Raw genomic sequence first — 7011 nt, 5'->3', positions numbered from 1 at the left:
TATGCAATAAATGTGGGTACAAAAACAAGGAAGTGAAGAATTTAAGTATAAGAGAATGGATTTGTCCTTGTTGTGATGAAACTCACGATAGAGATATAAATGCAAGTATAAATATACTAAAAGAAGGATTAAGACTAATAACAGTTTAAAATAAATAACTTATGTAAGAACCGTAGGAACTACGGGGATAGCCTGTGGAGAATTGGTAAGACATATTTTAGTATGCAAAATTCTATGAAGCAGGAATCCTGTGACTTTAGTCATGGGAGGTTCAGATGGACATAAAGTCAAGTGATAAAGATGGTACTTACATAATGATTAAAATTCCTATTGAAAATTGTAAGGAATATGAATAGAGCTTGTTTAAAGTTAATGAGTTTTATAAATGTTAATAAATATATTAGATATTTTTATGTTGTTTTATATATCTTACTTTTTTATATTATTAAGCTGAAAGGGAGGAACTCTCATGAGAAGAGCACTAATAATAGATGATGAAGAAGCTGTTTTAAAAATAATAACACACTTTATAGAAATGAAAGATATGCCGATAAAGATTGTTGGTAAAGCAACATCTGGTGATGAAGCAGTAGATAAAATAATTGATTTAGAGCCAGACATAGTGTTTATAGATATTCAGATGCCCATATATAATGGGTTAGAAGTAATAGAAAAAACATCTCACCTATCTAAAAAAATAAACTTTGTGGTAATAACTGCTTTTGATTATTTTGAATATGCGCAAAAAGCCTTGAGATTAAATGTGAAAGATATACTTCTTAAACCATTAGACATGAACGAGTTTAATAAGACTATAGAAAATATTATTGGTTATCAATATACTAATAATAATTTATTAAATGAGATACTAGAGTATATAAATTTAAATTATAGTAAGGATTTAAAACTAAATGATTGTGCTAAGTTATTTTTAACTAATCCATCTAATATATCTAGGATTTTTAAAAGTAATTTGAATACAACTTTTATATCATATCTAAATCATATAAGAATAGAAAAGTCAATTGAGTTACTTGAAAATACTACAAAAAGTATAAATGAGATTGCAGAAATGGTTGGTTATAATAGTCTAAATAATTTCTACAAAAATTTTAAGATAGAAAAAGGAATGACTCCAAAGGTCTATAAATTAAATACTAAAAATTGAAATTGATAAATAAAAAGTCAATATAGATAATTGTTTGAGAGTGTCTGAATAAGTATACTTTAATTATAGTAAAAATTAAAGCGCTTTAAACATATTTAATAATATTAAACCTTATAAAAGCTATACCTATTTATATAAAAAAATATATATAAATAAAAAAAAAGATATATAAAATAAGAAAGTAAATCAAATACTGTTCTAAAAAGACAGAATTTTCATTTAATTTACTAAGGATTTATATTGTTGAAGAAGGTAACTTTATAATGGAGGTAATTTAATATGTCAGACAAAGTGAATGTGAAAAATATTATCTGTATTGCAGGAGCTTATTTAGCAACGGCAATTGGTTCTGGATTTGCAACAGGTCAAGAAATACTCCAATTTTTTGCCTCTCAAGGGTATATGGGTCTGGTTGGAGCATTAATATCAATGGTATTATTCTCATTTCTTGGTGCTGAAGTTATAACTAGAGGTAGAGAATTAAAACTTAAGGAACCAACTAGAATTTACACTTTTTATTGTGGAAAAATTTTAGGAAAATTTTATGAATGGTTTAGCCCAATATTTTTATTTGGAATTCTTATAGTAATGATTTCAGGTGCAGGCTCAACTTTAACTGAATACTATGGCATAAATCCTTATTTGGGAAGAGTTTTAATGGCAGTAGCTACATTAATTACAGTATCTATGGGATTAGAAAAATTAGTAGGTATACTTGGTCGTATTGGGCCAGTAATAGCAGTATTTACAATTGCTGTTGGGTTAATAAGCTTATTTAAACATTTCGATGGGTTATCTATGGTTGGAGAAGCTATGAAGAATATTGAAGTTACAAAAGCATCAGGAAGTCCAATAGTTTCAGGCGTAATATATAATACATTAAATATTATTGTAATGATTGTTTTTTTAACAGGTATGGGGGCTTCTATTGAAAGTAAAAAGGATGCTTTCTGGGGAGGTCTATTAGGTGGAGTAGTATTTATGACTGCTGGAATTGTTATGTATTTAGCTATGATTTCAGATATAGGAAATCTATATATGAAAGAAATACCATCACTTTATTTAGCAGATAATATATCCCCTATTGTAGGTGTGCTTTTCTCAGTTGCACTTATATTAGGTATTTATACAACAGCTGTTCCACTTTTATGGTCTGTAACTAATAGAATAGTTGAAGATGAACACCCTAAATTTAAACTTGTAACAACAGTAATAGCTATTTTGGCTTGTATAGGTGGTTTTTTACCATTTGGTAAACTTGTAAATATTTTATATCCATATACAGGTTATATGGGACTTTTGATTTTAGTTTGTATGGTATATAAAGCAGTCACATATAGAGAAAAATCAACACAAAGTCAGGAATAGAGGCACTAATGAATAGTTTCTAGTTAAAGAAATTTTTATATAATCTGAATTTTAAAAGTCAAAATAGTTAAATAAATTGCAAGATATGATAATATATTTAATTTAAATAATGTAGTAAAATATAAATATAAACAAAGTTAAATTAAATTTATAAAAAATATCTTTATGAATATTAGTAACTTATATAATTTGTAGTTAAATTAGCAAAAAAATTAAAAAATAAAATTTTGGAGAGGTGTTAGTATGCATGAACTTATTTTAATCTCAGAAAAGTATAAAGAAGATATTTTAGATTTTTTTACAGATATTCATATGCACCCCGAATTAAGTTTTAAAGAATTTAGGACTACAAAAGCTATAAAAGATTTATTAGTAAGTTTAGGTATAGAGATATTAGACCTAGGAATGGAGACAGGAGTAGTAGGATTATTAAAAGGAAAATACGATGGTCCTACAGTAGCATTAAGAGGAGATATTGATGCTTTACCAATATATGAAGAGGTTGATATTGGATACAAATCAAAATATGATGGTATAATGCATGCATGTGGACATGATATACATACATCTTGCCTTGTAGGATGTGCATATGTATTGTCTCACATTAAAGATAGTCTCCATGGAAATGTAAAGTTTATATTTCAACCAGCAGAAGAAGTTAATAAAGGTGCTAAGATGCTGGTTGAACGAGGAGTAATGGAAAATCCAAAAGTTGATGCTATATTTGGTCTTCATAATCACCCAGATATACCTTGTGGAAAAGTGGGTGTTAAGTTAGGTGGATTAATGGCAGCAGTAGATACCATTAGGATAGAAGTAAATGGTTTTGGAGGTCATGGAGGTATACCAAATAGAACAATAGATCCTATAGTAGCATCAAGTGCAATTATAATGGGTATTCAAACCATAATAAGTAGGAATATAAGTCCATTAGAACCAGCTGTTATATCAATAGGTACTATAAATGGAGGAACTGCAAATAATGTAATTTCAGAAAAGGTAGATATGACAGGTACATGTAGAAGTTTTAGTAATGAAGTACGAAAGAAAATATCTGAAAATTTGGAAAATATAGTTTGTGAGATAGCTCGTGGATATCAAGCAACTGCAAAGTTAGATTATTTATTTGACCTACCAGCTGTTATAAACAGTAAAGAGATGTACACAATAGCTTGTAAGTCTGTGTGTGATTTGTATTCAGAAGATGCCATAGTTGATCCAATACCTTCTACAGGAGGAGAAGATTTCTCTATATTTATGGAAAAAGCACCAGGATTTTTTTACTGGTTAGGAGTAGGCAACAAAGAACAAGGTTGTATGTATCAGTGGCATAATCCTAAATTTAAAGCTGATAAAAATTCTATATTAGTAGGTACAAATGTACTATGTCAGTCTGTTATAAATTATATGGATAAATTTAAAAAATAAAATTTAAGATAGAGTGTTTCTGGAGATAAAGTTTATGGGGGTGATTAGTTTGAGGAAAATTAATTCACAGGAAAAAAACAAAGATAGTGGATTATTGATGAGAGCATTAAATGTTGTAGAGAGAGCAGGAAATAAACTTCCAGACCCAGTAACCATATTTTTATTACTATGTATAATTGTTTTAATATTGTCAGCAGTTATATCTAATTTAGGAGTAGAAGAAATACATCCTTCTACAAAAGAAGTTGTAAAGGTAGTAAATCTATTAGAGAAAGAGCAGATTCAATCCTATTTAGGTAGTATAGTTACAAATTTCCAGTCATTTGCTCCATTAGGATTAGTATTGGTTACAATGCTTGGAGCAGGTGTTGCTGAGAAATCCGGATTTATGGAAGTGTTAATGAAAAAGGGGATAAGTAAAGTTCCACAAAAACTTGTAACTGTAGCAATTGTATTTGCAGGTATGTTATCACATACAGCAGCAGATGTAGGATTTATAATATTACCACCACTTGCAGCACTTGTGTTTTTAGGAATTGGAAGACATCCTCTTGTAGGTATGTTTGCAGCTTTTGCAGGTGTTGCAGGAGGATTTGCAGCAAATGTTATGCTTAGTACCACAGATGTATTGCTAGCTGGATTTACAATACCCGCAGCTCAGATGATGGACCCATCTTACCAAGGAAATCCAGCGATGAACCTTTATTTTGCTTTTATATCAGCAATAGTTTTAACTTTCGCAGGAGCATTTGTAACTGAGAAATTTATAGCTCCTCGTTTTTCAAAATATAATGATTTAACAAATAATAAGGATATACAAGAATTGAGTGAACTTGAAAATAAGGGTATAAAATACGCTTTATTGTCATTGTTAGTAGTAGTAGTAGTGATAGTTGTTTTATGTATAGGTGACAATGCATTTATGAAAGATCCAGAGACAGGTTCTATACTATCCAGTAATGCACCTTTAATGAAAGGCATAGTTCCTATAATCACTATCATATTTTTAACTCCAGGATTAGTATATGGAAAAGTAAGTAAGAAGATAAAAAACGACAAAGAATTAGTATCTATGATGGGTAGTAGCATGAGTGATATGGGTGGATATATAGTCCTAGCATTTATAGCATCCCAGTTTATTAATCTATTTAATCTTAGTAACTTAGGAACAATTTTATCAATCACAGGAGCAAAATTACTGGCAGAATCGGGGATACCTAGTTATGGATTGATAATAGGATTTATATTGTTATCCGGATTTATCAATTTATTTGTAGGAAGTGCTTCTGCAAAATGGGCTATTTTAGCACCTATATTTGTTCCAATGTTTATGCTACTAGATTTCAACCCAGCATTAACTCAAATAGCTTATCGTATTGGAGATGCCTCAACAAATCCAATAAGTCCACTTTTCCCATATTTCCCAGTTATATTAGCTTTTGCTAGAAAATATGACAAGGATATAGGTATAGGTACTGTCATATCGAATATGATTCCATACTCAGTAGTATTTACATTAATAGAAATAATAATATTATTGCTATTCATGGGTATTGGCATACCGTTAGGACCTGGTGGAGGAATATCTTACATTTTATAGACATTTATAATAAATTTATTAATAAAGATTAAACCAATAAAATATATTCTTTAATTAAGAAGGGGTGTTATTATGTTAAAAACAACAAAAATTTCAGACCCAGAGTTATATAACATTGTGGCTGGGGAGTTAGTTAGACAAGAGCATAATATTGAAATGATAGCTTCTGAAAGCACAGCACCAACAGAAGTACTTGAATTAAGTGGATGTGTATTTACAAATAAAACTGAAGAAGGTTATCCAGGTGCTCGTTTTCAAGCAGGTTCTGAAGAAGCAGATAAACTTGAAACTCTAGCAATCAAACGTGCAAAAGAAGTGTTTGGAGCAGAACATGTAAATGTACAGCCATATTCAGGCTCTACAGCCAATTATTGTGTATATTCATCAATATTAAAACCAAATGATACTGTTTTAAGTATGCGTCTTGACCAAGGTGGACACTTAACACATGGTAGTACAGTTAACTTTTTACATGATATTTATAAGTATGAGTTTTATGGAGTAGACCCAAGTACTGGACGTATAGATTATGATGCTCTTGAAGCAAAGGCAAAAGGATGTAAACCAAAGCTGATAATTGCAGGAGCAAGTTCATATCCAAGATTAATAGACTATGAAAGAATATCAAAGGTTGCAAAAGAAGTAGGGGCTTACTTTATGGTAGATATGGCACATGTTGCAGGATTGGTAGCTGCAAAAGTAATTCCTAGCCCTGTACCTTATGCAGATTTTGTTTCTTCATCTACAACAAAAACTTTCTGTGGACCAAGAAGTGGTATTGTACTTTGCAAAGCTGAACATGCAAAGAAACTTGATAAAGGTGTTTTCCCAGGAACATTAGGTTCTATACATCTTAATACAGTTGCAGCGAAAGCCTTTTCGCTATTATACTTGAGTACAGATAAATTTAAACAAATAATGGAACAAGTGGTAGTAAATGCTCAAACATTAGCATCTGAACTTATTTCACATGGTTTTAGCATTGTAAGTGGAGGAACTGATAACCATATAGTTATGGTTGATTTAAGAAGCAAAAATCTTACAGGAAAACAATTTGAAAAAGCTCTTGAATATGTAGGAATAACAGTTAATAAAAATGTTATTCCTGATGACCCACAGTCACCATTTGTAACTAGTGGTGTTCGTATAGGTCTTACATCAATATCTCAAAGAGGCCTTAAAGAGAAAGAAGTTATACAGATAGCAGGAATAATGAATAAGGTAGCAGAAAATATTGATAATAAAGAAGTATTAGATGATTGTAAAGAGGAAGCTCAGGAGCTTATATCTAAGTTCCCATTATATCCAGAAGGGTATTTTGAAGATTAAGTATATTGATTTATATAACCCACAACTTATAAAGCCTATAACATAAAACCTAATAATATATAATTACTATAAGGGGATGCCTCAAAATAAAATTTGAATCATCTCCTTTTTTTGTATA

The 7011-nt window shown here is 30.1% G+C and carries 6 protein-coding genes; all 6 read left to right on the top strand.

Annotated elements, in window-relative coordinates:
* On the top strand, positions 1-149 hold a 149-nt coding region (locus tag Q3287_RS06560; RefSeq protein ID WP_167649869.1), incomplete at its 5' end, for a zinc ribbon domain-containing protein.
* Between the two features lie 320 nt (positions 150-469).
* On the top strand, positions 470-1168 hold the full coding sequence (locus Q3287_RS06555) for a response regulator (protein ID WP_407963720.1): 699 nt from the start codon (positions 470-472) through the stop codon (positions 1166-1168).
* A gap of 279 nt (positions 1169-1447) precedes the next feature.
* Entirely contained in the window at positions 1448-2536 is a 1089-nt protein-coding gene (locus Q3287_RS06550) for a hypothetical protein (RefSeq protein WP_407963719.1), read from the top strand.
* A gap of 243 nt (positions 2537-2779) precedes the next feature.
* Positions 2780-3964: a M20 family metallopeptidase gene (locus tag Q3287_RS06545; RefSeq protein ID WP_219672868.1), complete on the top strand. Its 1185-nt coding sequence runs from the start codon at positions 2780-2782 to the stop codon at positions 3962-3964.
* 97 nt (positions 3965-4061) lie between these two features.
* A complete protein-coding gene (locus tag Q3287_RS06540; protein ID WP_054277422.1) occupies positions 4062-5564 on the top strand; it encodes an AbgT family transporter in 1503 nt (500 codons plus the stop codon).
* A gap of 72 nt (positions 5565-5636) precedes the next feature.
* A complete protein-coding gene (gene glyA / locus Q3287_RS06535; RefSeq protein ID WP_231301506.1) occupies positions 5637-6893 on the top strand; it encodes a serine hydroxymethyltransferase in 1257 nt (418 codons plus the stop codon).
* Positions 6894-7011: the final 118 nt, after the last annotated feature.

Origin of the sequence: Clostridioides sp. GD02404 (assembly GCF_045898275.1) — a bacterium.
In the GTDB taxonomy this organism is placed as follows: domain Bacteria; phylum Bacillota; class Clostridia; order Peptostreptococcales; family Peptostreptococcaceae; genus Clostridioides; species Clostridioides difficile_A.
Note: the sequence above shows the minus strand (reverse complement) of the source record. Positions and strands in the feature narration are given on the sequence as shown.

Coding starts and splice junctions, on each gene's coding strand:
- Q3287_RS06545 (WP_219672868.1), top strand. CDS start 2,780: ATGCATGAACTTATTTTAATCTCAGAAAAGTATAAAGAAGATATTTTA.
- Q3287_RS06555 (WP_407963720.1), top strand. CDS start 470: ATGAGAAGAGCACTAATAATAGATGATGAAGAAGCTGTTTTAAAAATA.
- glyA (WP_231301506.1), top strand. CDS start 5,637: ATGTTAAAAACAACAAAAATTTCAGACCCAGAGTTATATAACATTGTG.
- Q3287_RS06540 (WP_054277422.1), top strand. CDS start 4,062: ATGAGAGCATTAAATGTTGTAGAGAGAGCAGGAAATAAACTTCCAGAC.
- Q3287_RS06550 (WP_407963719.1), top strand. CDS start 1,448: ATGTCAGACAAAGTGAATGTGAAAAATATTATCTGTATTGCAGGAGCT.